This is a genomic window from Pseudomonas sp. BP6, from assembly GCF_017875935.1.
GTDB classification, from domain to species: domain Bacteria; phylum Pseudomonadota; class Gammaproteobacteria; order Pseudomonadales; family Pseudomonadaceae; genus Aquipseudomonas; species Aquipseudomonas putida_Y.
In genome coordinates this window covers 3,900,106-3,926,604 of the sequence record NZ_JAGINI010000001.1, presented here as the reverse complement: position 1 = coordinate 3,926,604, position 26,499 = coordinate 3,900,106, and the positions used below count along the sequence as shown (strand labels likewise).

The 26,499-nt window shown below is 61.3% G+C and carries 25 protein-coding genes and 3 tRNA genes; 12 read left to right on the top strand and 16 right to left on the bottom strand.

The window, feature by feature from the left end:
• Positions 1–127: 127 nt before the first annotated feature.
• The 7 genes from tsaA to J3A98_RS17825 form a co-directional block, all read right to left on the bottom strand.
• Positions 128–820 (bottom strand): tRNA (N6-threonylcarbamoyladenosine(37)-N6)-methyltransferase TrmO, encoded by a 693-nt coding sequence (gene tsaA / locus J3A98_RS17855; RefSeq protein ID WP_101196305.1) that lies wholly within the window; start codon positions 818–820, stop codon positions 128–130.
• 6 nt (positions 821–826) lie between these two features.
• Entirely contained in the window at positions 827–1,288 is a 462-nt protein-coding gene (locus tag J3A98_RS17850; protein ID WP_003254807.1) for a DUF1456 family protein, read from the bottom strand.
• 49 nt (positions 1,289–1,337) lie between these two features.
• A complete protein-coding gene (locus tag J3A98_RS17845; RefSeq protein WP_209967604.1) occupies positions 1,338–2,048 on the bottom strand; it encodes an rRNA pseudouridine synthase in 711 nt (236 codons plus the stop codon).
• 119 nt (positions 2,049–2,167) lie between these two features.
• Positions 2,168–2,623, bottom strand: a complete 456-nt coding sequence (locus J3A98_RS17840; RefSeq protein ID WP_176685110.1) for a GNAT family N-acetyltransferase — start codon at positions 2,621–2,623, stop codon at positions 2,168–2,170.
• Positions 2,624–2,895: 272 nt separating this feature from the next.
• A complete protein-coding gene (rimO, locus tag J3A98_RS17835; protein WP_209967602.1) occupies positions 2,896–4,227 on the bottom strand; it encodes a 30S ribosomal protein S12 methylthiotransferase RimO in 1,332 nt (443 codons plus the stop codon).
• Positions 4,228–4,539: 312 nt separating this feature from the next.
• Positions 4,540–4,827, bottom strand: coding sequence for a helix-turn-helix domain-containing protein (locus tag J3A98_RS17830; RefSeq protein WP_103462107.1), 288 nt, complete (start codon positions 4,825–4,827; stop codon positions 4,540–4,542).
• Positions 4,827–5,141: a hypothetical protein gene (locus tag J3A98_RS17825; RefSeq protein WP_209967600.1), complete on the bottom strand. Its 315-nt coding sequence runs from the start codon at positions 5,139–5,141 to the stop codon at positions 4,827–4,829. Before J3A98_RS17825 ends, J3A98_RS17830 begins: the two co-directional genes overlap by 1 nt.
• A gap of 437 nt (positions 5,142–5,578) precedes the next feature.
• Between J3A98_RS17825 and J3A98_RS17820 the strand changes: the two genes are divergently transcribed.
• Positions 5,579–7,489, top strand: a complete 1,911-nt coding sequence (locus tag J3A98_RS17820; protein ID WP_176685109.1) for a potassium transporter Kup — start codon at positions 5,579–5,581, stop codon at positions 7,487–7,489.
• Positions 7,490–7,536: 47 nt separating this feature from the next.
• Here J3A98_RS17820 and J3A98_RS17815 read toward each other — a convergent pair whose 3' ends face one another.
• The 5 genes from J3A98_RS17815 to J3A98_RS17795 form a co-directional block, all read right to left on the bottom strand.
• Positions 7,537–8,829, bottom strand: coding sequence for a virulence factor family protein (locus tag J3A98_RS17815; protein ID WP_176685108.1), 1,293 nt, complete (start codon positions 8,827–8,829; stop codon positions 7,537–7,539).
• Positions 8,829–11,471, bottom strand: a complete 2,643-nt coding sequence (mprF, locus tag J3A98_RS17810) for a bifunctional lysylphosphatidylglycerol flippase/synthetase MprF (protein WP_209967597.1) — start codon at positions 11,469–11,471, stop codon at positions 8,829–8,831. Before mprF ends, J3A98_RS17815 begins: the two co-directional genes overlap by 1 nt.
• 259 nt (positions 11,472–11,730) lie before the next feature.
• Positions 11,731–11,807 (bottom strand) — tRNA-Met (locus J3A98_RS17805).
• 134 nt (positions 11,808–11,941) lie between these two features.
• Positions 11,942–12,018 (bottom strand) — tRNA-Met (locus J3A98_RS17800).
• Positions 12,019–12,151: 133 nt separating this feature from the next.
• Positions 12,152–12,228 (bottom strand) — tRNA-Met (locus J3A98_RS17795).
• Between the two features lie 221 nt (positions 12,229–12,449).
• Here J3A98_RS17795 and dinB point away from each other — a divergent pair.
• Positions 12,450–13,511 carry a DNA polymerase IV gene (gene dinB, locus J3A98_RS17790; RefSeq protein WP_209969904.1) on the top strand — a complete coding sequence of 354 codons (1,062 nt, stop codon included), beginning with the start codon at positions 12,450–12,452 and terminating at the stop codon, positions 13,509–13,511.
• A 26-nt stretch (positions 13,512–13,537) separates the two neighbouring features.
• Here dinB and J3A98_RS17785 read toward each other — a convergent pair whose 3' ends face one another.
• From J3A98_RS17785 to J3A98_RS17775, 3 genes are all read right to left on the bottom strand, one after another.
• Positions 13,538–14,491: a hypothetical protein gene (locus J3A98_RS17785; protein ID WP_176685106.1), complete on the bottom strand. Its 954-nt coding sequence runs from the start codon at positions 14,489–14,491 to the stop codon at positions 13,538–13,540.
• A 20-nt stretch (positions 14,492–14,511) separates the two neighbouring features.
• On the bottom strand, positions 14,512–16,227 hold the full coding sequence (locus J3A98_RS17780; RefSeq protein ID WP_176685105.1) for a proline--tRNA ligase: 1,716 nt from the start codon (positions 16,225–16,227) through the stop codon (positions 14,512–14,514).
• 160 nt (positions 16,228–16,387) lie between these two features.
• Entirely contained in the window at positions 16,388–17,668 is a 1,281-nt protein-coding gene (locus J3A98_RS17775) for an OprD family porin (protein ID WP_209967595.1), read from the bottom strand.
• A gap of 691 nt (positions 17,669–18,359) precedes the next feature.
• Between J3A98_RS17775 and J3A98_RS17770 the strand changes: the two genes are divergently transcribed.
• On the top strand, positions 18,360–18,779 hold the full coding sequence (locus J3A98_RS17770; protein WP_209967594.1) for an HIT domain-containing protein: 420 nt from the start codon (positions 18,360–18,362) through the stop codon (positions 18,777–18,779).
• Position 18,780: 1 nt separating this feature from the next.
• Entirely contained in the window at positions 18,781–18,987 is a 207-nt protein-coding gene (locus J3A98_RS17765) for a SlyX family protein (protein ID WP_012051473.1), read from the top strand.
• A gap of 121 nt (positions 18,988–19,108) precedes the next feature.
• Here the strand turns inward: J3A98_RS17765 and J3A98_RS27115 are convergent, their stop codons facing one another.
• Positions 19,109–19,702 (bottom strand): cold shock domain-containing protein, encoded by a 594-nt coding sequence (locus J3A98_RS27115; protein ID WP_281067763.1) that lies wholly within the window; start codon positions 19,700–19,702, stop codon positions 19,109–19,111.
• Positions 19,703–19,983: 281 nt separating this feature from the next.
• Here J3A98_RS27115 and J3A98_RS17755 point away from each other — a divergent pair, with 281 nt between their 5' ends.
• The 8 genes from J3A98_RS17755 to ruvB all read left to right on the top strand — a co-directional run bounded on the left by J3A98_RS17755 (position 19,984) and on the right by ruvB (position 26,449).
• Complete coding sequence (locus J3A98_RS17755; RefSeq protein WP_084854477.1) at positions 19,984–20,457, top strand: Dps family protein; 474 nt, start codon at positions 19,984–19,986, stop codon at positions 20,455–20,457.
• 138 nt (positions 20,458–20,595) lie between these two features.
• Entirely contained in the window at positions 20,596–20,925 is a 330-nt protein-coding gene (locus J3A98_RS17750; protein ID WP_176685101.1) for a ribbon-helix-helix domain-containing protein, read from the top strand.
• Positions 20,926–21,017: 92 nt separating this feature from the next.
• Positions 21,018–21,239 (top strand): zinc ribbon domain-containing protein, encoded by a 222-nt coding sequence (locus J3A98_RS17745; protein WP_010952365.1) that lies wholly within the window; start codon positions 21,018–21,020, stop codon positions 21,237–21,239.
• 93 nt (positions 21,240–21,332) lie between these two features.
• On the top strand, positions 21,333–23,108 hold the full coding sequence (gene aspS, locus J3A98_RS17740; RefSeq protein WP_209967592.1) for an aspartate--tRNA ligase: 1,776 nt from the start codon (positions 21,333–21,335) through the stop codon (positions 23,106–23,108).
• 114 nt (positions 23,109–23,222) lie between these two features.
• Positions 23,223–23,969 carry a YebC/PmpR family DNA-binding transcriptional regulator gene (locus J3A98_RS17735; protein WP_003254770.1) on the top strand — a complete coding sequence of 249 codons (747 nt, stop codon included), beginning with the start codon at positions 23,223–23,225 and terminating at the stop codon, positions 23,967–23,969.
• A gap of 185 nt (positions 23,970–24,154) precedes the next feature.
• Positions 24,155–24,679, top strand: a complete 525-nt coding sequence (ruvC, locus tag J3A98_RS17730) for a crossover junction endodeoxyribonuclease RuvC (protein WP_010952366.1) — start codon at positions 24,155–24,157, stop codon at positions 24,677–24,679.
• Positions 24,680–24,788: 109 nt separating this feature from the next.
• Complete coding sequence (ruvA, locus tag J3A98_RS17725; RefSeq protein ID WP_051099711.1) at positions 24,789–25,406, top strand: Holliday junction branch migration protein RuvA; 618 nt, start codon at positions 24,789–24,791, stop codon at positions 25,404–25,406.
• A complete protein-coding gene (ruvB, locus tag J3A98_RS17720; protein ID WP_003254766.1) occupies positions 25,403–26,449 on the top strand; it encodes a Holliday junction branch migration DNA helicase RuvB in 1,047 nt (348 codons plus the stop codon). Before ruvA ends, ruvB begins: the two co-directional genes overlap by 4 nt.
• Positions 26,450–26,499 lie beyond the last annotated feature (50 nt).

Genomic DNA, 26,499 nt, shown 5'->3' with positions numbered 1-26,499 from the left:
AGGCGACCCAAGGTCGCCTTTTTCGTGTCTGCGCGGTCCCTTGTGACTGTCTTGCTCAATTTCTAAAAGCTGGCGCGATCCCTGTGGGAGCGGGCTTGCCCGCGAACACGGGCGAAGCCCGTGGCCCTCAGCCCAGTACCACTTCCAACACCCGGATGACGTCCGGCTGCGGGTAATGCCACCTTACTTGCACGTCCCAGAACTTCACCCCGTACACCCGCTCGGCCGGTGGTATCTGGTAGGCCGGCCGTGGGTCCTGCGCCAGGCATTGCTCGATCAGTTCCACCAGCGGCTCGCTCAGGCGCAGCGCATGCTCGCGGGCCTGGAGCAGGGCGTTGTCGGCCCAGTGCACGGCAATTGCCACCGGCGCTGCGTTGGCCATCTGGTTGCTGGCGCCAGCGATGCTGTCGGCATAGGGCACATACGGCTTGATGTCCAGCACCGGCGTGCCGTCGAGCAGGTCGATCCCGGACAGCAGCAGGCGCCCGGGCTCCACGCCCTCCAGGCGTACCACCGACTGGCCGATACCGTTGGGCCGGTGGGTGGCGCGGGTGGCGAACACCCCCATGCTCTTGTTGCCGCCCAGACGCGGTGGTCGCACTTTCAGGCGCGGCTTTTCTTCCAGGGCCTGGTGGAACAGGAACAGCAGCCAGACATGGCTGACCTGCTCCAGGCCCTCGACCGCGTCACCTTGATCGAACGGCGGCAACAGTTCGAGTACGCCCCGGGCGGCAGGCGCCAGCTGCGGCTGGCGCGGAATGGCGAACTTTTCCTTGAAACAGGAGTGGACGATGCCGACCGGGACAACCGTATGCTGCATGGCCACTCAGCCGCGCACGCGCAGGGTCAGGCCCTTGAGGAAGTTGCGCATCAACTGGTCGCCGCAGGGGCGGTAGTTGTCGTGGCCCGCCTTGCGGAACAGCGCGCTGAGCTCAGGTTTGCTGACCGGGAAGTTGACCGACTTGAGAATCGCGTGCAGGTCGTCTTCCTTGAGCTCAAAGGCCACACGCAGCTTCTTGAGGATAAGGTTGTTGGTTACCGGCAGCTCGATCGGCTGCTGCGGGCGGCTATCGTCTTTGCCTCGGCGGTAGATCACCAGGCCGTCAAGGAAGTGCGCCATTACCCGTTCCGGGCAGCGCACGAAGCCTTCCTCTTCTTCTTTTTTCAGGTAGGTGGCCAGCACCAGAGGATGCACTTCGAGGCCAGAGAGCCCGATGATCTCGGCCATCTTGGCGTCGTTCACCTTGAGCATGTAGCGCAGGCTGCGCAGGACGTCGTTGTGGTTCATTGCAGCAGAATCCTGTTCAGGTGCCGCGCGTTCCAGCGCGGCGTATTGCTTAGAAACGTTCGGAGGTAGCCAGGTAGCGCCATTGGGCCAAGGGCAGCTTGCCCATCGACACACCACCCAGGCGAATGCGTCGCATGCCTAAAAGCTCCAGGCGCAGGTAGGCGCATAGTTCGGAAATCTGCCCTGGTTGTGGGTTTTTCAATACCATGCGCAGGTGTGTCTCGTTCTGCCAGCTGGCCTTGGCCTTAGGCAATTCGCGGTCATTGCGCATGGCCCCACGCGCCAGGCGTTCCAGCGCCTGGGGGGTGGTTTCGCCGCGCACTTGAATGATGAACTCCTGTTCCAGGCGACGCAGGTCGGCCTCGATCTTGCGGGATACCCGCCAGTCCTGGGTAAACACCTGCAGGCCGCTGGCGCCACGCTCCAGCGGTGCCACGCAGGTCTGCCGGGCAAAATGCCCGTGCAGGGCGCGCACGCCTTCGCGGTGGGCTTCGCTGAGGCTGCCCATGTTCATGCTGGCGCGGGCGACTTCACTGTCCATGCCGGCCGGCTGGTTCAGCAGCAGGGTGACCGGCTCCAGGGTTTCGGCACGGGCGCCCGGCAGCAGCTCGACGCGCTGCTGCTCAACCTTGAATTGCGGCTGCTCGACCACCACACCATCGACCGTTACCCAGCCTCCTTCAATGTACTGCTCGGCCTCGCGGCGGGAGCAGCCGAGCTGCTCGATGAGGCGTTTGGACAGGCGGACGGGTTCGGACATGGGGCAATTCGCAAGGCAGGGAAAGGCCTCCATTGTACCTGCCTGCAAGCGGTAGATGATGGGAATCTGTGTCAGATGCGCCATTTTGGACACATAGCGCGGTACATTCAGGCGCCGCCTCAAGTCACTGTACGCATTAGCCTCATGTGCAGCAGAGGATAGGGCTGGCCCAGGCCGTCGGTTTCCGAACGGCCGATGACCTCGAAACCTTCATGCAGGTAGAAGCCCAGCGCTTTCGGGTTTTGTTCGTTGACGTCAAGGTACTCGGCATTCAGTTCGCTGATGGCATAGCGCAGCAGGCGCTTGCCTACCCCTTGGCCACGGTAGCCAGGTGCGACGAACAGCATGTCCACCCGCCCGTTGGCGACACCGGCGAAACCACAGATGCGCTGACGGTCCTTGCAGCAGACCAGCATCACTGCGTCGAGATAACGGCGCAGCACATGTTCGCGCAGCAGCAGGATATAGCCCTCTGGCAGGAAGTCGTGAGTGGCGCGTACCGAGTCCTCCCACACTTGTACCAGCTCGCTGTAGTCGCACAAGCGCGGGGTTTGCAGCGTCAGTAGCGCAGACATGCCGGTGTTCCTCTGGGGCGATAGGGAAAACATAGCAGGCCAACCACACGTCGAGCCCCGGAGGGTGGAGGTTTATTGAACAGGTCGAAAGGGGCCAAAAAGTAGGGTTGTCGAAAGGCCCGAACAAGTTGAGAAAGTCGAGAAGGTTGAGAAAGCCGAATGCAGTTGAGGGCCGCCTGATGCGGTTCCACACGGTTTGACGAAAAAAGCCCCTGCACCGGTCATTCCCTATGGAGAACGCCGGGGCAGGGGCTTTGCTGGCTTCAGCCGTTTTAGATGGGTTCAGCCCACATGTCGTACTCGTCGGCATCCACCACACGGCAACGCACTTTGTCGCCAGGCTTGAAACCATGGTCGCCATCGATGAACACGCTGCCGTCGATTTCTGGTGCATCGAAGAAGCTGCGGCCAACCGAGCCTTGCTCCTCGACTTCGTCGATCAGCACGTCGATTTCCTTGCCGATGCGCAATTGCAGGCGGGCAGCACTGATGGCCTGCTGGTGGGCCATGAAGCGGTCCCAGCGCGCCTGCTTGACGTCGTCCGGTACTTCTTCCAGGCCCAGGTCGTTGGCCGGGGCGCCTTCTACCGGTGAGTACTGGAAGCAGCCCACGCGGTCGAGCTGGGCTTCGGTCAGCCAGTCCAGCAGGTACTGGAAGTCTTCCTCGGTCTCGCCCGGGAAGCCGACGATGAAGGTGGAGCGGATCACCAGCTCAGGGCATTGCTCGCGCCAGTTCTTGATGCGTGCCAGGGTGCGGTCTTCGAAGGCAGGGCGCTTCATCGACTTGAGCACTTTCGGGCTGGCGTGCTGGAACGGGATGTCCAGGTACGGCAGGATCTTGCCGGCAGCCATCAGCGGGATCACGTCGTCAACGTTCGGGTAAGGGTACACATAGTGCAGACGTACCCAGGCGCCCAGGCTGCTCAGCGCTTCGCACAGCTCAAGCATACGGGTCTTGACCGGGCGGCCGTTCCAGAAGTCGGTTTTGTACTTGACGTCGACGCCGTAGGCGCTGGTGTCCTGGGAAATCACCAGGATCTCCTTGACCCCGGCCTTGACCAGGCGCTCGGCCTCACTCAGCACTTCACCCACCGGGCGGCTGACCAGCTTGCCGCGCATCGACGGGATGATGCAGAAGCTGCAGCTGTGGTTGCAGCCTTCGGAAATCTTCAGGTAGGCATAGTGGCGCGGGGTCAGCTTGACACCCTGTGGCGGCACCAGGTCGATCAGCGGGTTGTGGTCCTGACGCGGCGGCACCACTTCGTGCACCGCGTTGACTACCTGCTCGTACTGCTGTGGGCCGGTGACCGACAGCACGCTTGGATGCACGTCACGGATGTTGCCTTCCTCGACGCCCATGCAGCCGGTAACGATGACCTTGCCGTTTTCCTTGATCGCTTCGCCGATCACTTCCAGCGATTCGGCCTTGGCGCTGTCGATGAAGCCGCAGGTGTTGACCACCACCACGTCGGCGTCCTCGTAGGTGGGCACGACTTCATAGCCTTCCATGCGCAGCTGGGTCAGGATGCGTTCAGAGTCGACCAAGGCTTTTGGGCAACCCAGGCTTACGAAACCTACCTTGGGGGTGGCGGGCGTGGTGGACATGACTAACCTCGGTATTGAATGCAGGTCGCCCGGCCGGAATCGGGGGCGAACTTGACGGGCGCTTTTGGCGCCTCTGATCAAAAAGTGCGCAATTCTAGCGAGCGCAAGGGCGCTTGACCAGCAGAAATACGACGAACGCTGCGCTATGCTTCGCGCCGTTGCGCCGGGGGGCTGGTGGCAAAGTGATTACCAAGGGCCGTGAGGGCCGTTTGCGGGAGGGGGCGATGGTTCAGGCAAGTGGTCACGCTGAGGTAAGGTGAGTTTCCTGTCGGGCTGTGTGCTTAAAAAGCGCTACTGTGGGCTTTTATGTACTTAGCTCAATGCCGCAAGTACATGCTCAGGATCGTTATGAATCGCTCGAAGCAAGGCACGAGCTGGTCCTTCAGGCTCGCGACGGCCCTGTTCCCAATTCCGTAAAGTCCCTACTGCGACATCGATACGTTTGGCAAACGCAGCCTGTGAGAGGCCGGTGGCTTGACGAATCTTTTTGACTTGAACTGCGTCTACGTGGAATTCACGCGAGGGCTGACGCTCACCGCGATCGATCTCATCCATCTGAGTCATGCTTTCCACAAGACGATCGAAGAGATTCTTATCCATTATTTCCACCCTTTGTTTAGTGCGCGAAGCTGCGCTTTCTGACTGCTCGCCAAGGTATCCACGATTCCCTTGCGATAGATCAGAATCATACGGATCTGGTGGGCTGCAGTGACGTGGTAGTAGATCACTCGTACACCCCCACTCTTGCCCTTGCCCTTGGCTGCCCAGCGGATTTTTCTGAGGCCGCCGGTTTCCTCTAGGAGAGAACCTGCTTCGGGATGCTCGGCCAGATAGGCCTGCAAAGCCCGGTATTCTTCATCATCCAGATGCTCCTTGAGATCGGAGGTGAATACTGGGGTCTCGATGAAGATCATGCAGTCCCTTGTGTGCGTCAATGGCGTAGCTGGATGATAGGGGGTTCATCTACGTTGTACAAGGTGACGCTTGTCTCAGCGTGTGATTTTTCTTGATCAGGGGATGAGCGGTATAGGAGAGGTAGGATCAACGTTCAAGTGTAGATTGAGAGTCATCAGGGCAACCCAAGCCCTCCAAACCGAAACCTGCCTTGGGGGCGGGCGTGGTGGACATGACTGACCTCGGTATTGAATGCAGGTCGCCCGGCCGGAATCGGGGCGAACTTGACGGGCGATTTTGGCGCCTTTGATCAAAAAGTGCGCAATCCTAGCGAGCGCAAGGGCGCTTGACCAGCAGAAATACGACGAACGCTGCGCTATGCTTCGCGCCGTTGCGCCGGGGGGCTGGTGGCAAAGTGATTACCAAGGGCCGTGAGGGCCGTTTGCAGGAGTGGTCGATGGTTCAGGCAAGCAGTCACGCTGAGGGCGAGCACGCAGGGAGGCAGGGGGCTTCGCGGTCGTTGGGCCTGCTCGTGGCGGCGGTCGGGGTAGTTTATGGCGATATCGGCACGAGCCCGTTGTATACCCTCAAGGAAGTCTTTACCGGCGGCTATGGGGTCTCGGTCAACCATGATGGCGTGCTGGGGATCCTGTCGCTGATCCTGTGGTCGCTGCTGTGGGTGGTGTCGTTCAAGTACGTGATGTTCATCTTGCGTGCTGATAACCAGGGTGAGGGCGGCACCATGGCGCTGACTGCACTGGCGCGGCGGGCCACGGCGGCCTACCCGCGGCTGCGCACGCTGATGGTGATCTGTGGCTTGATCGGCGCTTCGCTGTTCTATGGTGACAGTATGATCACTCCGGCGGTGTCGGTGCTGTCGGCGGTGGAGGGCGTAGGCCTGGCCTTCGACGGCATCGACCATTGGGTGGTGCCAATTTCGCTGGTGGTGCTGGTGGCACTGTTCCTGGTGCAGCGGCACGGCACCGAGAAGATCGGCAAGCTGTTTGGTCCGATCATGGTTACCTGGTTCGTGGCGCTGGGCGCGTTGGGTGTGCATGGCATCTCGCAGAGCCCGGAAGTGCTCAAGGCGTTCAACCCGGGCTGGGCAGTCAACTTCTTCGTGGTGCACCCAGGCATCGGCGTGGCCATTCTCGGCGCGGTCGTGCTGGCGCTGACCGGTGCCGAGGCGCTGTACGCCGACATGGGGCACTTTGGCCGCAAGCCGATTGCCCGGGCCTGGTTCCTCCTGGTGCTACCGGCGCTGCTGCTCAACTATTTTGGCCAGGGTGCACTGCTGCTGCAAAACCCGGAGGCCGCGCGCAACCCGTTCTACCTGCTGGCACCGGACTGGGCGCTGCTGCCCTTGGTCGGGCTGGCAACCATGGCCACGGTTATCGCCTCGCAGGCGGTGATTTCCGGGGCCTTCTCCCTGACCCGTCAAGCCATCCAGCTGGGCTACATCCCACGTATGCACATTCAGCACACCTCAAGCGACGAGCAGGGGCAGATCTACATTGGTGCGGTGAACTGGACGCTGATGGTGGGCGTGGTGCTGTTGGTCATCGGCTTCGGCTCGTCGGGCGCTCTGGCGGCTGCCTATGGGGTTGCGGTCACCGGTACCATGCTGATGACCACCATTCTGGTATCCGCGGTGATGCTGCTGCTGTGGAAGTGGCCGCCGCTGCTCGCAGTGCCGATTCTGGTCGGCTTCCTGTTTGTCGACGGGCTGTTTTTCGCCGCCAACGTGCCGAAAATCGCCCAGGGTGGTGCCTTCCCGGTGTTGGCCGGCGGTGTGCTGTTCCTGCTGATGAGCACCTGGAAGCGCGGCAAGCAGATTCTGGTCGAGCGCATCGATGAAGGTGCGCTGCCATTGCCATTGTTCATCAGCAGCATCCGTATTCAGCCACCGCACCGGGTCGAGGGTACGGCAGTGTTTCTGACTGCACGCTCCGATGCCGTGCCGCATGCGCTGCTGCACAACATGTTGCACAACCAGGTGCTGCACAGCCAGGTGGTGCTGCTGACTGTGGTCAGCGAAGACCGGCCCCGGGTGCCGGAACATGAGCGTTTCGAGGTGGAAGCCTATGGCGACGGATTCTTCCGTGTGTTGCTGCACTTTGGGTTCATGGATGAGCCGGACGTGCCTGCCGCGTTGAAGCTGTGCCATCTGGAAGGCCTGGACTTCACGCCGATGCGCACCACCTACTTCCTTAGCCGCGAGACGGTGATCGCGTCACGGCTGGAGGGGATGTCGCGCTGGCGGGGCAACCTGTTCGCGTTCTTGCTGAAGAATGCCAACGGCAACCTGCGCTTCTTCAACCTGCCGTTGAACCGGGTGATCGAGCTGGGAACGCAGGTCGAGATCTGAGTGGTTCATACAGCACTGTCAGGGCCGCAGGGCGGCCCTGATGCTTGTCAATTCTGCTCAGTTACGCGGGACTTGCCCTGGCGCGTCTCGATCTCGCCAATCAACCGCTTGGCGAGTGCCGGGTAGTTCTCGTCGAAGTGGTGCCCGCCAGGCAGTTTCAGGCGCTCACCGACTGCTGTGTTTTCCGTGCAACCGCTCTCGTCTGTTTCCTCTACGCCATACACGCAGACGACCTTGGACGTTGGCAGCTTGGCCATTTCCGGCCCGGTTGGGGCTTCCTGGCCTTCCTTGCCCAGCCAACCCTCGACCTCGATCTCGAAGCTGCCACTGCGCGCGAAGGCTAACAGCATCACCGCGTCGATACGCTGCTGGTCCTCGACTGGCAGGCGGTTGTAGATCGCCGGCAGCACGTCGGCGCCGAACGAATAGCCGGTCAATACGAAGCGCTTGGTACCCCACTTCTGCCGGTAGTGATGCATCAGCTCGGAAAGGTCGGCGGCGCTTTGTTCCGGGGTCTTGTGCTGCCAGTAGTAGCGTAGCGTGTCGATGCCCACCACCGGGTAACCCAGCTTGGCCATCTCCCCGGCCACGTCGCGGTCCAGGTCGCGCCAGCCGCCATCACCAGAGAGGAACAAGGTGACCGTGTCTGTCGTTTGCCCGGCCGGCACCTCGACCACCGGCATGGCCAGTGCGTTACCGTCGTGGCCGACCAAGGCTTGGGTCAGTTGCGCCTTGAGCACTTGTGGCAAGTGGATGTCGTAGTCGCTGATGCTGGTTTCGGCGTTGGCCTGGTCGCGCACGAAGGCGGCGCTGGCGTCATCCGGGTTGTCGTTCCAGGCGACGTTCCAGTGGCCATGGGCCGCCGACTTGGGCAGCGGTGCCCGGCAGCCAGGCTGTTCGAGGGTGAAGCCCACGGAAATGGCCCGCGCCTGGTCATCGTTCTGGCTTGCCAGCCAACGCCAGGCCTGAGCGGCACCGGGGCCGATACCGGCGACCAAGGTTGGTTTTTCCTGCAGTTGGGCCAGCGCCTGGTCCATGGCCTGTTGCTGCTTGCTGCAATCATTAGGGGGCAGAGTCACCTGCACCAGCTGGGCTTCACCGGCCTGGCTCAGGTCGAGCAGTTGCTTGCCCGTCAGTGCCTGGTCCTGTGGCACACCGATGGCCACCCGGACCTTGGGGGGCACGCCAGGGGTAACAAGGGTGATGCTGGTGTCATTGATGCTCATTTGTTCCAGGCGTGCCTCGGGGGCCGGGCGCGTCCACAGCCAGAAGGCCAGCGCGCCACCCAAGGCAGCCAGCAACAGGGGAACCAGCAGGTACAGCCAAAAGCGTCGGGTCATCAGCGTTTCACCAATCCAGTCAGGCCGCCTGCAATCAGGGCGGCGGTGTCGGCCAGCGCCACCAGCGGGTCGAGCCCGGCTGGCACGGCCATGTAGCGGGGTTCCCAGTCCGGCTGGAACTTGTCCTTGAAGCGTCGAAGCCCCTGGAAGTTGTAAAGCTGTTCACCACGGCGGAACACCAGCGAACCCAAGCGCTGGGTCAAGGGGGCGCCACGCCTTGGTTGCAGGCCGGAAAGCGGCACCATGCCCAAGCTGAAACGCCCGTAGTCATGGCTTTTGTAGTGCAGGATCAAGCCGATCATCATGAACTCCATGGTCAGCTTTGGCGCTTCGGGGTGCGCACGCATCAGGTCGAGGCTGGCCAGCTCGTTTCCATGGGTCTCCAGCAAGTTGGCGAAAGCTACCGGGCGGCCCTGGAAGCGAATCAGGGCTATGCGGAAGTGCTGCAGGTAGTCCGGGCTGAAGCGTCCCAGCGAGAAGCCTTTCTCGCGTACGCTCTTGCCGCCGAGCCAGGCATCGGAAATTTCCTTCAGCTCAGCCAGCGGGGCGTGGCCGGGCTCATGGATCTCAAGGCTCAGGCCATCGCGTCCGCCGCGGTTCCAGGTGTAGCGCAGGTCCTTCATCTCCTTGCCTTTGGCTTCAAGGTCGAAGCGGCGCAAGTCGACCCGGGCTTCTTCGCCCAGCTTCAATGCGGTCAGGCCGATGTCCATGTAGAACGGCAGGTTCTCCGCGCGCACCTGGTAGAACACTGGCCGTGCGTGGTGCAGGTCGCACAGGTCGCGGAACTGCCAGATCATTTCGGCACGCTCCTGGGCTGGGCCTATCGGGTCGTACAGCGCCACCAGGCTGCGGCCGCGCCGGGCGTACATGAGGAACGCGTTATCACGCGGGTGGAACAGCAACGCCTTGTCGCCAGTCAGCGCCAAGCCACCGTCTGGCTGGTCGGAGGCCTGCAGGATACGGTTGGCGCGTTGCAGCTCTTCTTCATCGGGCAGGTGGATCACCGGCGGCGCTGTGCGCAGCAGCCACGTCAGAGCCACGGCAGCCAGCAGCAAGGCACTGCCCATGGCAGCGCGCAGGCCCCGTGGTGCGTCGGCATCCAGGGTGAACTGCCACCATAGCTGATGGCTGTAAGGGACATCCTGGTAAGCGAACAGCAGCAGCCACACCGATGCGCCTACTGCACAGGCGCTGGCCACCAGGAACACCGGCGAGAAGGGTAGCTCCAGCAGGCGGCTGGGGCGATAGAACGAGCGGCGGAACAGAGCGAGCAGGGCGGCGGTAAAGGTCAGCAGGCAAGCCTCTTCCCAGTCAAAACCCTTCAACAGCGACAGCAGGGCGCCGACCAGCAACAGCACGGTGGTCAGTAGCCAGGCGGCGGACAGGCGCCGACGCAGGCCTTGGGCCAGCAGCAGGCATAGCACACCGATCAGGCTGGCGCCGAAATGAGAGGCATCGATCAGCCGGTGTGGCACCAGGAAGCCCATGTGCTCCAGGCGCGTGTCTATCTCGGGCGTGGCACCGGAAAACAGCAGCACCATGCCGGACAGGAACACCAGAATAGACAGGACCGGTGCGGCCAGACCCGAAGCGGCCTTGATGGCCTGTTGTGCAAACAGCAGGCGCCGGGCTTCATTGGCCAGCAGCAACACGCAGGCCAGCAGCAGTGGCAATACCACATAGATCAGCCGGTACAGCAGCAAGGCAGCGGCCAGCGGTGCGGCACCGAGTTGGTCGGCAAAGGCCGCCAGCAGGATCGCTTCGAATACCCCGACGCCGCCCGGTACGTGGCTGAGCACGCCCGCAGCCAAGGCCAGCAGGTATACCAGTACGAATGCGCCGAAAGGAGGGGCTTCTGGCAGCAACAGGTAGAGCACGGTGGCAGCCGCCCCTACATCCAGCGCGGTAATGAGCAGTTGCAGGGCCGCCAGGCGCGCATTGGGCAGGCGAAGTGTGCGCCGGCCCAGTTGAACGAGCAGGTTATCGGACAACGGTTGCTCGGCCAGGCGTCGGTGGTACAAGCCAATGACCAGCAAGGCAGACAGCACCAGCACGGCGCTGGCGACAGCTGCCAGCAGGCCGGGCGCCAACCCGAGTGCTGTCGAGGCCGCCGGCAGGTTGCTCAATGTCGCCAGGGCGGCCAGGGGCGGCAGCGCGCAGCCCAGTGACAGGCTGGCAAACACAGTCATGCGTGCGACTTCGCCAGCACCCAGCCCCAGGCGTGCGTACAGGCGATAGCGAACCGAGCCGCCAGAGAGCATCGACAGGCCGATGGCGTTGCCGATGGCAAAGGCGCTGAAGCCGCCCAGTACCAAGCTGCGTGCTGGCAGCTTCACGCCGGCATAGCGGCTGGCCGACCACTCGTAGCCCAGCAGGATCACAAAGCCGACCCCCGTTGCCAGCAAGGCGCCCAGCAATGACTGGGTCGGCACGCTGAGCATGGCATCGTGCAAGGCATAGATGTCTAGCTCGTTCAGCAGGTGGCGGCAGGCAATCAAGGCCATCGTGAACAATAACAGGGTCACCATCAGGCCTATGGGCTGGCGGTAGCGACTCAGGCGTTCGAGTAAGGGCAGACGCTGCACAGCACCGGGTAGTGCCGTAGCGAGTGGCACCGCAGGTTCGGGATTGTGCGAAGTCATGAGTTGCCCCGGGCATGCAGCGCGAGGTGAGGGAAAGGTGCGGCCAAGTGAAAGTCCCTTAGGAAAACGTATCCAATGGTACTCCGGCCTCAGGCGTTTGCAGCGGCTTGGCAGGGTTAAAGATAGTTCATCCAGGGCGCGACATCTCAAGCCTGCGGAGTGGCATGAGGGAAGGGAAAATCGAGGTGGCAAAAGTCAGGAGGGTAAAAAGCAACAAACCCCGCGCTGCTTACACAGGCGGGGTTTGTTCTGACGAATATGGTTGCGGGAGCCGGATTTGAACCGACGACCTTCGGGTTATGAGCCCGACGAGCTACCAGGCTGCTCCATCCCGCGTCAGTGGGGCGGATTCTACAGTGTGTAGGTTGTATGTCAAGCGCTAGGCTTTGATTTGTCGATGTTTTTTCGAAAACGCTAACCAACAGGCAAAGAAAAAGGCCACTGTGTTAACAGTGGCCTTTTCTTGAATCTGGTTGCGGGAGCCGGATTTGAACCGACGACCTTCGGGTTATGAGCCCGACGAGCTACCAGGCTGCTCCATCCCGCGTCAGTGGGGCGAATTCTACAGCGTACGGTTTATATGTCAAGCGCTAGGCATTGATTTCTCGAGCTTTTTCGAAAAAGCTTTTCTGCGGGCAAAGAAAAAGGCCACTGCGTTAACAGTGGCCTTTTCTCGAATCTGGTTGCGGGAGCCGGATTTGAACCGACGACCTTCGGGTTATGAGCCCGACGAGCTACCAGGCTGCTCCATCCCGCGCCTGTGAGATCGAATTCTACGGATTTGCGCTCCGATGTCAAGCAATTGTTTTGGAAAAACCTTTTTTGTTCAAACCCTTAGCGCTTGATAACAGTATCCAGCTCAGGCACGGCGGGGCTTTCAGGCCGATTATCGTGTAGTCAGGCCGGTGAGCTGTTTCAGAGCAGGGCGCATGCGATACTATCTGTATGAATTTACAGTGCTGACGGTCGTCCATGTCCTTGCGCAAGATCATTCACGTCGACTGCGATTGTTTTTACGCTGCGATCGAGATGCGTGACGACCCGCGCCTGGCCGGCCGGCCCATGGCGGTGGGGGGCTCGCCCGACCACCGCGGGGTAATCGCCACCTGCAACTATGAAGCGCGTGCCTATGGAGTGCGCTCGGCCATGTCGTCACGGCATGCGCTGAAGCTCTGCCCCGATCTGTTGATCGTCAAGCCGCGCTTCGAGGCCTACCGTGAGGCCTCACGGGAAATCCACACGATCTTTCGCGACTACACGGAGCTCATCGAGCCTTTGTCGCTGGACGAAGCCTATCTGGATGTAAGCGAAAGCCAGTGGTACTCGGGCAGCGCCACGCGCATCGCCGAGGACATTCGCCGGCGGGTTGCCCGTACCCTGCATATCACCGTGTCGGCTGGTGTGGCGCCTAACAAGTTTCTGGCCAAGATCGCCAGTGACTGGCGCAAACCCAATGGACTGTTCGTGATTACCCCTAATGAAGTGGAAGCGTTCGTTGCCGCCTTGCCAGTGGCCAGGTTGCATGGGGTGGGCAAGGTGACGGCCGACAAACTGACGCGGCTGGGCATCGAAACCTGCCTGCATTTGCGTGAGTGGTCACGGCTGGCGTTGGTGCGCGAGTTCGGCAGTTTTGGCGAGCGGTTGTGGGGGCTGGCGCGGGGGATCGATGAGCGTGCGGTGCATAACGACAGCCGACGCCAGTCGGTGAGTGTGGAAAACACCTACGACGCCGACCTGCCAGACCTGGCCACTTGCCTGGCGCGGCTGCCAGAGCTGCTGGACAGTCTGAACGAACGCATCGCCCGCATGGACAGCAGCTACCGGCCAGACAAACCATTCGTCAAGGTCAAGTTCCATGACTTCAGCCAAACCACCATGGAGCAGGCGGGGGCGGGCCGGGACCTGGAGAGTTATCGGCAGTTGCTGGGGCAGGCGTTCGCCCGTGGTGGCAAGCCGGTACGCTTGCTAGGGGTAGGGGTGCGATTGCGTGACTTGCGGGGTGCGCATGAACAGCTGGAGCTGTTCCCGCCTAATAAATGAAAGGGGCTGCAATGCAGCCCCTTCTGTTAATGCACGCCCGGATCGGCCACCAACCGGCCAGTGGCCTTGGTCAGCGACTGCAAGAACTCCTGCTGCAGTTCCGGATCATTGCGGGTCAGCTCGATCAGGCTCTGTTCCATTTCACTGGCTTCCTCTTCAAGGCCCAGCTCGGACAAGCGCTTGACCCGGTGCACCCACTGGCCGACTTCATCATCTTCGAGGTCATCGAAGATCAGTTCATGGGCCTCAAGCAGCTTGTTGCGCAGGGTGGCGCTGACCAGCAGGCTGGCATCGCCTCGTACCGCATTGTCCTCGTCATGTACCTGCAGGTGCAAGGTACCGACGTGGTTGAGGTTCTGCTCGGAAAACGGGCTGTCGAGCAGGTTCAGGCGCAGCACGCCGTTACGGTCGGTGGTCAGCTCGTGGGTCATCTTGCCGGCCTTGACCTCCACCAGGCGCTCGCTCCAGGGCAGGCTGGTGAATTCCTCGCGCTTGCCTTTTTGCACTTCGCTGATCCCGGCCAGGTTCTGCTGGGCGCGACCGTTGGATGGCACGTTCATGAACGGGTTGAGCCCATCCACGCCATAACTGAGCCAGTCGTGCGTGATGCTTTGCGGCAGGTTGCCCAGGGCGAAGACGTTGACCACATTGGCGCCGACGCCCGCCACCACGGCCACTGCACCCAGCGGGATCTCGTAGATCTCCCGCCAGGGCTGGTAAGGCGTGTAGCGGTCATAGCGACGGGTCACTTCGAATTCGGTGACTTCGAAGCGCTTTTGCTCGTGCACGCGCACACGTCGCTGCGGAAGCTCCATCACCTTCGGCTCGCCGACATCGATCTGCAGGGTGTGCTCGAGCAGTTTGCGCTCGACGCGCTCCTCATGGTCGCTGCGCTGGGACATCTGGTTGGCGCAGCCGCTGACGAGCAGGGTGCCGCACAGTGCGGCACTCCCCAGGGTAAAGGTACTTCGCTTGAACATGATCACTCGTGCATTGGTTGTCAGCGGCGAACGCGGGCCTGCAGGAAGGTCAGCACTTCATTGAGCGGCAACGTCTGGGCGTCCTGCTCGGTGCGGTGCTTGTACTCCAGGTTGCCTTCGGCCAGGCCGCGATCGCTGACGACGATGCGGTGTGGGATGCCGATCAGCTCCATGTCGGCAAACTTGATGCCTGGGCTGGTCTTCTTGTCGCGGTCGTCCAGCAGCACTTCATAGCCGGCGGCAGTCAGTTCGGCATACAGCTTGTCGGTTGCGTCGCGGACCACGTCGGTTTCGTAGCGCAGCGGTACCAGGGCAATCTGGAACGGAGCCAGGGCGTCGTTCCAGATGATGCCTTTGTCGTCATAGCTCTGCTCGATGGCAGCAGCAACCACGCGGGACACGCCAATGCCATAGCAACCCATCGACAGTACGACCGGCTTGCCGTTCTCGCCCAGCACCTGGCACTTCAGCGCCTCGCTGTACTTGGTGCCCAGCTGGAAGATGTGGCCCACTTCGATGCCGCGTTTGATAACCAGGGTGCCTTGGCCGTCAGGGCTCGGGTCGCCCTCGACCACGTTACGCAGGTCGGCGACCTGCGGAACCGGCAGGTCGCGCTCCCAGTTCACACCGAAGTAGTGCTTGTCGTCGATGTTGGCGCCAATGCCGAAGTCGCTCATCAGGGCAACCGAGCGGTCGATGATGATTTCCAGTGGCAGGTTGAGCGGGCCGAGCGAGCCGGCACCGGCGCCAATGGCATCGCGCAGCTCGGCTTCGGTGGCCATGACCAGCGGGTCGGCAACCTGTTCCAGCTTGGTGGCCTTGATTTCGTTCAGTTCGTGGTCGCCACGGACGATCAGGGCAATCAGCTTGCCCTCTTCGGCGCCGCGCACGATCAGGGTCTTGACGGTCTTTTCGATCGGCAGGCCGTGGTTCTCCACCAGCTGGGCGATGGTCTTGGCGTTCGGGGTATCGACCAGGCGCAGCTCCTCGGTAGGTGCTGGACGCACGGTTTCACGCGGGATGGCCTCGGCTTTCTCGATGTTGGCGGCATAGTCGGAACTGTCGCTGAAGATCACATCATCTTCGCCGGACTCGGCCAGTACGTGGAACTCGTGCGAGTAGCTGCCACCGATCGAGCCGGTGTCGGCCTGCACAGGGCGGAAGTCCAGGCCCAGGCGGGTGAACACATTGCTGTACGCCTGGTGCATGCGATCGTAGGTTTCCTGCAGGGAAGCCTGGTCGGCATGGAACGAGTAGGCGTCCTTCATGATGAACTCGCGGCCACGCATCAGGCCGAAGCGCGGGCGGATCTCGTCACGGAACTTGGTCTGGATCTGGTACATGTTGAGTGGCAGCTGTTTATAGCTGGACAGCTCGTTACGGGCCAGGTCGGTGATCACTTCTTCGTGGGTTGGGCCGACGCAGAAATCGCGCTGGTGGCGGTCTTTCACGCGCAGCAGCTCAGGGCCGTATTGCTCCCAGCGACCGGATTCCTGCCACAGTTCGGCGGGCTGGATGCTCGGCATCAGCACTTCCAGGGCGCCGGCGGCGTTCATTTCCTCACGCACCACGGCTTCGACCTTGCGCATTACCCGCAAGCCCATCGGCAGCCAGGTGTACAGGCCGGAGGCCAGTTTGCGGATCATGCCGGCACGCAGCATGAGCTGATGGCTGATGACCACTGCGTCGGCAGGGGTTTCTTTCTGGGTGGCGAGCAAATATTGACTGGTGCGCATGGTTAGCCGTGTCGATTGCCTAAGACGTTGAAATAGCCCCGCATTGTACGGGGGGGAAACGAAGGCGTACAGGATGCCCCAGGGCGTGACACTTGTCAGCCAAGAAAAAGCCCGGCGTGATTGCCGGGCTTTTTCAGGTGCGGGGCACTGCAAGCCAGGCTTACAGGATGCTCAGCGGGTACTCCACGATCAGGCGCAGTTCGTCGATCGACGAGGAGCCGTAGTACACACCGTCGCTGGAGCGGTAGGTGGCCTGACGCACGCGGAAGCTCAGGTCCTTGGCCGGGCCGCTCTGCATCACGTACTTGACGTCGATGTCGCGTTCCCATTCCTTGCCGCTGTCGGTGGTGCGGGTGGTGGCACCGGTACCGCGAACGTAACGGGTCATGAAGGTCAGGCCAGGTACACCGAACTCGGCGAAGTTCAGGTCGTAGCGCGCTTGCCAGGATTTTTCGTCTTCGGCGTTGAAGTCGGAACGGGCAACGGAGTTGGCCAGGAAGACGGTACCGCCACCGTCCACGCCGTACGCGTAATCACCGTCGCCGCTGACTTTCTGGTAGGCCAGGGTGAAGGTGTGGGCGCCAATGTTGTAGGCGCCCGACAGGCTGGCTGCGATGTTGTCCAGCTCATTGGTGCCGTCGGACTTGCTGACGTAGGCGCCGGTCAGGTTGTTGCCAATCGACTTGGTGTCATAGATGTTGAAGTCGAACACCAGGCCTTGCTTGTCGCTGATCGGCAGCGCCCAGTTGATGTTGCCGTACCACTTGCGGAAGTGATCTTCGACACGCGAGTAGTAGACGCTGGTGCTGAGGCTGTCGGTAATGGCGTAGGTGCCACCAAAGACGTTGGCTTCAGTCAGGTTCAGGCTGTCGTGATAGGTCTGAGCCTGGGCGTTGAGCGCGGTGAAGTGACCGGCATGCAGGGTCAGGCCATCGATTTCGTTGCTGGTGATCAGGCCGCCTTCAGCCACTTCCGGCAGCAGTCGGCTGTCGTCGGTAGCCAGTACTGGCAGGGCGGTGAACTGGTCGCCGAACTTGAGCACGGTGTTGGAAATGCGCATTTTCACTGCGCCGCCGCCTTCGGAGTAGTCGTCTTGCGAACGGCCGTCGGCACCTGTCGGGAACAGGCCGGTGCCGGCGCGGCCTTTACCGCTGTCCAGCTTGAGGCCCAGCATGCCGATGGCGTCGATACCGAAGCCTACGGTGCCTTGGGTGAAGCCCGACTCGAAGGTGCCGAGGAAGCCAAGGCCGGTTTCTTCAACGCGGCTCTTGCCGCTATCGTTGTTACGGAAGTCACGGCTGAAATACAGCATGCGGGTCTTGACGTTCAGCTTGCTGTCTTCGATGAAACCTTTGGACTCGTCCTGTGCCGAGGCCATTGCCAACTGCGAGGTCCCTGCCGCAACGGCCAGGGCGATCATGCTCCACTTCATCACGCGCATCGTGATTTGCTCCTTTGGTTTTTAGGAAGAGTACCGCTGCGTCCAAGTCTTTTAGTTATATGGGGCAGCTCTTTCTTGTTATGTCGGCGAAAATGTATAGCACGCAGACTGTTGTTGGCGATATGGCTATAAGCACTCTTTGCGGAACTTTTTCACCGTGTCGCTTTTAAGTATTTCCATGTCGCAAATCACGCCCCGGTTCAGGGGCCGTATAACCTCAGCGCTGTTCCTGTCACCGTAACGAATCTGTAACTGCCGATTCCGGTTGAGGAAACTCCCTGGTAACCCATGTCGCTGTTGTTATTTGTCGCGTACACCTGCTACTGCAGATGTCGTGCCGACTTGGCGTGAAGGGAATGCAACAAGCGTGCTCAAAATTCGCAACAGTTCATGAAATTTTCACAAAACCTGCTACCGAGGGTCGGAAAGTCCCGTAAATGCGGGACGAAGGCTGTTCGCGTGACTTTTGCGATCGAGAATCATTAGAATTTAAAAAGCTGCCTTTAGAGTCAGGGTGTTACCGTAACTTGTTCATCCGGCGTCGTTTGTGGGGTGGCGGGTGTGGGGAGGGCGGGCAGGCGGCCTCATTTTGGTGCGAAAAGTAGCGCTGTGTTACCGGGAGTGTGCAAGGTATCCTTGCTGGCCTGTTTTCCGCCTGACGCGGGATGGTATTACCTGAAGGAGATATGCCGTGTTCGTCCTCGATTCGCGTTTGCAGCAGGATTCGTTGGTGCTGGGGGAGTTTCCGCTTTGCCAGCTGCTGCTGAGCAAGGATGCCAATTACCCATGGTTCATTCTGGTGCCCAAGCGCGCTGGTATCAATGAGCTTTTCGAGCTGGATGCGGCAGAGCAACAGCAGTTGTGGCAGGAAACCACCCTGTTGGCAGAAGCGCTGAAGGCCAGCTACGCAGCCGACAAGATGAACGTGGCTACCTTGGGCAACGTGGTCAGCCAGTTGCACATGCATGTGATCGTGCGCCAGCGCGACGACGCTGCGTGGCCGGCTCCGGTATGGGGCAAGTGTGCACCTGTAAGCTACACCGATGATCAACTGCAAGCTGTTCGCCAGCGCCTGCGCGGGCTGCAACTTGCTGGTTACCAAGAGGCCTGAGATGACACTGGAAATGCGTATGGTCGAACTGGAAACCCGTCAGGCGTTTCAGGATGACGCTATCCAGGCGCTGAATGACGTGGTGGTGGAGCAAGCGCGGGTGATCGAGCGTCTGCAATTGCAGATGGCCGAGCTGATCAAGCGTCATGAAGAGATGGTTGGTCAGTATGGCAGTGAAGGGGAAGAGGCGCCGCCTCCCCATTATTGAGTGCTTCCAGGCTGCTATCGCCGGCAAACCAGCCACCACAGGTATGATGCTGCCCTCAGGAGCAGCGCGGACCTTGTGGAGCCTGGCTTGCCGTTGATAACGTCAGCCGGTCAGCCGTTGGTCAGCGGCGGGTTACCGCAACCACGTCTTCGGCCTGCAGGCCCTTGTCGCGGTGCATCACCGAAAACTCCACGCGCTGGCCTTCGACCAGGATGCGGTGGCCCTCACCGCGGATGGCCCGAAAGTGCACGAAGATGTCATCACCCGAGTCGCGGGAAATGAAACCAAAGCCTTTCGATGTGTTGAACCATTTGACGGTGCCGGTATCACGGTTGCCGGCGTCCTGTGTCACGTGTTGACTGCTGCGCGCCTTGCGCGGGCTGCGAGCAAAGCCCACGGCCAGATGCATGGCCACGGCCAGCGCCGCACAGACCAGGGCTGCCAGGTTGCCCATTTCCGGGCGGGCCAGGAGTGTCAGGGTCTGTAGCACGACGGCAACCACCAGCAGGGCGCAGGCCAGGTGCTGCAGTTGTTGCCGCGCGCCGCGATGATACAGTGGCACCACCGGCGCCAGCACCAGGTTGAGCAGGCCGAGCAGGGCCAGGTAGACCGCTTCGGGTTGTTGCAGGAAGGGTGTCGCATCGGTTTTCAGGCTGGGTATGAGCGATAGCAGCAAAGCTGCCACGCCCGTCACCAGATGGACGATCTTGAACATGGGGTTGGCTCACTGTTGATAAGGCCGATCACAGGAAGAGCTGGCAGCACGGTGCGCATGAGGTATAGGGCGCGAACACGTTGCAGGCCAGCCTATGCACCCGGCAATGACAGTCCGCACGGGTGGCACAGTGCCTATTTAACAGTAAAGCCGCAGCCTACTCAAACCGCAGGCCGCCCAGCGGGCGATGTGTTGCACCATGTCACATGCTGCATGCGCCAAGTGTTGCTACAGTGGTCGGAGTCCGCTTGAGTCTCAAGCCTTATGGAAAGGGGAGCTTCATGGCAATCGATATCGGTATCAGTGAAGAAGATCGCAAGTCCATCGTCGATGGGTTGTCCCGCCTATTGTCGGATACCTACGTGCTGTATCTGAAAACCCATAACTTTCACTGGAACGTCACCGGCCCGTCGTTCCGCACCCTGCACCTGATGTTCGAAGAGCAGTACAACGAACTGGCGCTGGCAGTCGACTCGATCGCCGAGCGCATCCGTGCCCTGGGCTTCCCGGCACCGGGTTCGTATGCATTCTATGCACGGCACTCGTCGATCAAGGAGGAGGAAGGTGTCCCCCCGGCAGACGAGATGATCCGCCAGTTGGTTCAGGGGCAGGAGGCCGTGGTGCGCACTGCGCGCAGCATTTTCCCTGTGGTGGACAAGGTCAGTGACGAGCCGACCGCAGATCTGCTGACGCAGCGTATGCAGGTGCACGAGAAAACTGCCTGGATGCTGCGGGTACTGCTCGACGGCAACTGAGGCTTATCGAGCAAACAGCCCCGGTCGGTATGTCCGGCCGGGTTTCTCATGTTGTGCAGGAAGACTTTGCCGCTGCTTTAAGCTCGCCCGTCAGCGCTTCATAGGCCACCTGGTACCTGTGACGAGGAGGTGTGGCGCATGATGCAAGCGAGCAAGCGTATGGTTGGCCAGGGCAGTTGGCCAGGAAAACAGTGCATTGACCCGTTCAAGGCGGACTTCGACATGTTGCAGACGCAGCCGGTGTCACGTTCCGTGCGGCTCAACGGCTTTTCTACCTGTCTGCGCCTGGAGGCTGTCTACTGGGATATCCTGGAACGCATCGCCGCCGCCAACCGTTGTTCGGTCAGTGCCGTGTTGTCCTACGTGGACCGTGAAGTGCACCTGCGCCAGGGCGGTGTGCGCAACTTCAGCGGGCTGATCCGGGTAATCTGCGTGGCGTGGCTGCAGGACTCGCCAAGTGCGCGCTGATCGCCTGGCGGGCTGCGCAGTGCTTGCTAACCATATATAATCCCGCTTTTTGCTGCCCCGGCAGCCAGCGTTATGGTTGACGAGAGACACCCATGCCCCTTTATGACTATCAATGTGCGTCCTGCGAGCACCGCATGGAAGTGCTGCAGAAGATCAGCGCCGCGCCGCTGATCGATTGTCCGGCCTGTCAGGCACCGGCACTGAAAAAGCTGCTGTCGGTGCCAGGCTTTCGCCTGAGCGGTAACGGTTGGTACGAAACCGACTTCAAGACCGGGGCGAAAAAGAATCTGGCAGGCGGCGACAAGGCCGACTGAGTTGAATGCTGTGACCGGGTCTTGCAGTATTAGCCCTCCGGGCGGCCAAGGCCTCCACCGAATACACGAATCACGAGAAGCGAAACCACCATCATGATGCGCAGCCATTATTGCGGCCAACTGAACGAGAGCCTGGACGGCCAGGAAGTCACCCTTTGCGGCTGGGTCCATCGTCGCCGCGACCACGGCGGGGTGATCTTCCTCGACATCCGTGACCGCGAAGGCATGGCCCAGGTCGTGTTCGACCCGGATCGCGCCGAAACCTTCGCCGCCGCAGACCGCGTGCGCAGCGAATATGTCGTACAGATCACCGGCAAGGTCCGCAAGCGCCCTGAAGGTGCGGTGAATGCCAACATGGCCTCCGGTGCCATCGAGATCCTCGGCTACCAGCTGACTGTGCTCAACGAGGCGGAAACCCCGCCGTTCCCGCTGAACGAGTACTCCGACGTCGGCGAGGAAACCCGCCTGCGCTACCGCTTCATCGACCTGCGTCGCCCGGAAATGGCTGAAAAGCTGCGCCTGCGTTCGCGCATCACCAGCAGCATCCGTCGCTTCATGGACGACAACGGCTTCCTCGATGTCGAAACGCCGATCCTCACCCGTGCCACTCCGGAAGGCGCGCGCGACTACCTGGTGCCAAGCCGTACCCATGCCGGTAGCTTCTTCGCCCTGCCGCAGTCGCCCCAGCTGTTCAAACAGTTGCTGATGGTCGCCGGCTTCGACCGCTACTACCAGATCGCCAAGTGCTTCCGTGACGAAGACCTGCGTGCCGATCGCCAGCCGGAATTCACCCAGATCGACATCGAGACCAGTTTCCTCGATGAAAGCGAGATCATGGGCCTGACCGAAAGCATGATCCGCAAGCTGTTCAAGGAAGTGCTCGACCTGGAATTCGGTGAGTTCCCGCACATGACCTTCGAAGAGGCCATGCGCCGCTACGGCTCCGACAAGCCAGACCTGCGTATTCCGCTGGAACTGGTCGACGTTGCCGACCAGTTGAAGGATGTCGACTTCAAAGTGTTCGCCGGCCCGGCCAACGATCCGAAGTGCCGCGTTACTGCCCTGCGTCTGCCAGGCGGCGCCAGCATGCCGCGCAGCAAAATCGACGAGTACACCAAGTTCGTCGGTATCTACGGTGCCAAGGGTCTGGCCTACATCAAGGTCAACGAGCGCGCCAAGGGCGTCGAAGGCCTGCAGTCGCCGATCGTCAAGAACATCCCTGAGGCCAACCTCAACAACATCCTCGATCGCGTTGGCGCCGTAGACGGTGACATCGTGTTCTTCGGTGCCGACAAGTTCAAGGTGGTCAGCGAAGCCCTGGGCGCGCTGCGTATTCGCCTGGGTCACGACTTCGAGCTGCTGACCTGCGAGTGGGCGCCGATGTGGGTCGTCGACTTCCCGATGTTCGAAGAGAACGAAGACGGCAGCTTCACTGCTCTGCACCACCCGTTCACCGCGCCGAAGTGCACCCCGGAAGAGCTCGAGGCCAGCCCGGCCACCGCCCTGTCCCGTGCCTACGACATGGTTCTGAATGGTACCGAGCTGGGTGGCGGTTCGATCCGTATCCACCGTAAAGAGATGCAACAGGCGGTATTCCGCCTGTTGGGTATCGGGGCAGAAGAGCAGGAAGAGAAGTTTGGCTTCCTGCTCGACGCTCTGAAGTTCGGGGCGCCGCCTCACGGTGGCCTGGCGTTCGGTCTGGACCGTCTGGTCATGCTGATGACCGGCGCCCAGTCGATCCGTGAAGTGATCGCGTTCCCGAAAACCCAGAGCGCCGCGTGCGTCATGACCCAGGCCCCTGGCATGGTCGACGCCAAGGCCCTGCGCGAGTTGCACATCCGACTGCGCGAACAGACCAAGGTCGAGTAAGCAGTCCCCGGGCGCATCCACATGGATGCGCCTTTGCGTTTCGACGCAGGTATTTTCCCGTCCCGCCCCGTCATGGGGCGGGGCTGTTTGTGATTCAAAGGATTCGGAGTCGTTATGGCTGGTCATTCCAAGTGGGCGAACATCAAGCACCGCAAAGAGCGCCAGGATGCCAAAAGAGGCAAGGTCTTCACCAAGTGGATCCGTGAACTGACGGTCGCTGCCAAGCAGGGTGGCCCTGATCCGGCATCCAACCCGCGCCTGCGCCTGGCGTTGGACAAGGCCCTGGGCGCCAACATGAGCCGCGACATCATCGATCGCGCCGTGGCCCGTGGTGCCGGCACCAACGAAAGCGACAACGTCGAAGAGCTCAGCTACGAGGGTTACGGCCCGGGTGGCGTGGCGATCATGGTCGAAGCCATGACCGACAACCGCAACCGTACCGCTGCCGCCGTGCGTCATGCCTTCACCAAGTGTGGCGGCAACCTGGGTACTGACGGCTCGGTGGCTTACCTGTTCGAGCGCAAAGGCCAGATCAGCTTTGCCCCGGGCGTGGAAGAGGACGCGTTGATGGAAGCGGCTATGGAGGCCGATGCCGACGACGTGGTGGCCAACGACGATGGCTCGTTCGACGTATTCACTTCGTTCAACAGCTTCTATGCCGTGCGTAACGCCCTGGAAGAGGCTGGCTTCAAGGCCGCTGACGCGGAAATCGTCATGCAACCGACCACCAGCGCCGAGCTCGACCAGGACGGTGCCGAAAAGGTGCTCAAGTTGATCGACATGCTCGAAGACCTGGACGACGTGCAGAACGTCTATTCCAATGCCCAGATTTCCGACGAGATCATGGAAAACCTAGGCTAAGGTGATTTGGCATTTTGTGCCAACGCTGAGCGTTTGATAGCGCCTGTGCCGGCCCTTTCGCGGGTAAACCCGCTCCTACAGGTATTACGCCCATTTCAAATGTGGTGCAGTAACTGTAGGAGCGGGTTTACCCGCGAAAGGGCCGGCGCAGTTTGTAGAGATGCATCATTTTTTCGACGGGCTTTATGACTCTGATTCTAGGTATCGACCCTGGCTCGCGCATCACCGGCTATGGCGTGGTACGCCAGACTGCCCGTGGTTGCGAGTACGTGGCGTCGGGCTGCATCCGCACCGGCAGCGGTGAGCTGCACGAGCGGCTGCAGATTGTTTTTCGTGGTGTCAGTGAAATCATTGCCCAGCACGGCCCGGTGACCATGGGCATCGAACGGGTGTTCATGGCCCGCAACGCCGATTCGGCGCTCAAGCTTGGCCAGGCGCGGGGCGCGGCTATCGTCGCCGCCGCCGAGGCTGGCCTGGAGATCGCCGAGTACAGCGCCACCCAGGTCAAGCAGGCCGTGGCCGGCACAGGTGGTGCCAACAAGGAGCAGGTGATGATGATGGTCATGCACCTGCTGAAATTGACGCAAAAGCCGCAGATTGACGCTTCCGATGCCTTGGCCATCGCGCTGTGCCACGCACACACCCGCTCCAGTCTGGTGCCGCATGGCTTGACCACCGCGCGGCGACGCGGCGGGCGCTTGCGTCTGTAAGCGCTTCATGCGCTGATACACATTTTGTTCGGGTGATACGTTCACCTGCTGCATTTGCTGATAGGGTTGAGCGGTCTTTGACCGGCTCCCCGAGAGGAAGGATCGGAACGTGATTGGACGTTTGCGCGGCACCCTGGCGGAAAAACAACCGCCTCACCTGATTATCGACGTCAACGGCGTGGGTTACGAACTGGAAGTTCCCATGACCACGCTGTACCGTCTGCCCAAAGTGGGGGAACCCGTCACGGTGCATACCCATCTGGTCGTGCGCGAAGATGCCCACTTGCTCTACGGCTTTGCCGAAAAACGCGAGCGCGAGTTGTTCCGCGAGCTGATCCGCCTGAACGGCGTAGGGCCGAAGCTGGCCCTGGCGCTGATGTCCGGGCTGGAAGTGGATGAACTGGTGCGCTGCGTGCAGGCCCAGGACACCTCGGCCCTGGTGCGCGTGCCAGGCGTCGGCAAGAAAACCGCCGAGCGCTTGCTGGTCGAGCTCAAGGACCGTTTCAAGGCCTGGGAAACCTCGCCGGCCATGTTCACCCTGGTCTCCGATGGGCCTTTACCGGTCGCCAGCGAGTCCAGTGCCGAGGCCGATGCAGTCAGTGCCCTGGTTTCGCTGGGCTACAAGCCGCAGGAAGCCAGCAAGGCCATCGCCGCGATCAAGGACAAGGCCGGCCTGAGCAGTGAAGAGCTGATCCGCCGCAGCCTGAAAGGGATGATTACCAAGTGATCGAAGCCGACCGCCTGATTGCCGCCAGTGGCCGCGACCGCGAAGAAGTCCAGGACCGTGCGATTCGCCCCCTGAGCCTGGACGAGTACATCGGTCAGCCAGTGGTGCGAGAGCAGATGGCGCTGTTCATCCAGGCTGCCCGCGGCCGCGGCGAGTCGCTTGACCACACGCTGATCTTCGGCCCTCCCGGCCTGGGCAAGACCACCCTGGCCAACATCATCGCCCATGAAATGGGGGTGTCGGTGAAGAGCACTTCAGGGCCGATTCTCGAGCGCCCTGGGGACCTGGCAGCCATGCTGACCAACCTCGAGCCGCACGACGTGCTGTTCATCGATGAAATCCACCGGCTGTCGCCTGTTGTCGAAGAAGTGCTGTACCCGGCCATGGAGGACTTCCAGCTCGACATCATGATCGGCGAAGGCCCGGCCGCCCGTTCCATCAAGCTTGATCTGCCACCTTTCACCCTGGTGGGGGCTACTACCCGTGCCGGCATGCTGACCAACCCGCTGCGTGACCGCTTCGGTATCGTCCAGCGCCTGGAGTTCTACAACGACAAGGATCTGAGTACCATCGTCAGCCGCTCGGCCAACATCCTTGGCCTGGCCATCGAGGACCAGGGCGCCTACGAGATTGCCCGCCGTGCCCGTGGCACGCCGCGCATCGCCAACCGCCTGCTGCGCCGCGTGCGTGACTACGCCGAGGTGCGCGGCAAGGGCCAGATCACCAAGGCCGTGGCTGACATGGCGCTGAACCTGCTGGACGTCGACGAGCGTGGCTTCGACCATTCGGACCGTCGCCTGCTGCTGACCATGATCGAGAAGTTCGATGGCGGCCCGGTGGGTGTGGACAACCTGGCTGCGGCCATCAGTGAAGAGCGTCATACCATCGAGGATGTGCTTGAGCCGTACCTCATCCAGCAGGGCTACATCATGCGCACACCACGCGGCCGCGTGGTCACCCGGCATGCCTACCTGCACTTTGGGCTGAATATCCCCGGGCGCTTGGGGGAGGGGGGCGATTTTTCCGAGCCAGGCGATGAATGACAGATCAAAAGCGACTTTTTGTGGTCCTACCGCTGGCATGCCCTTGGTGC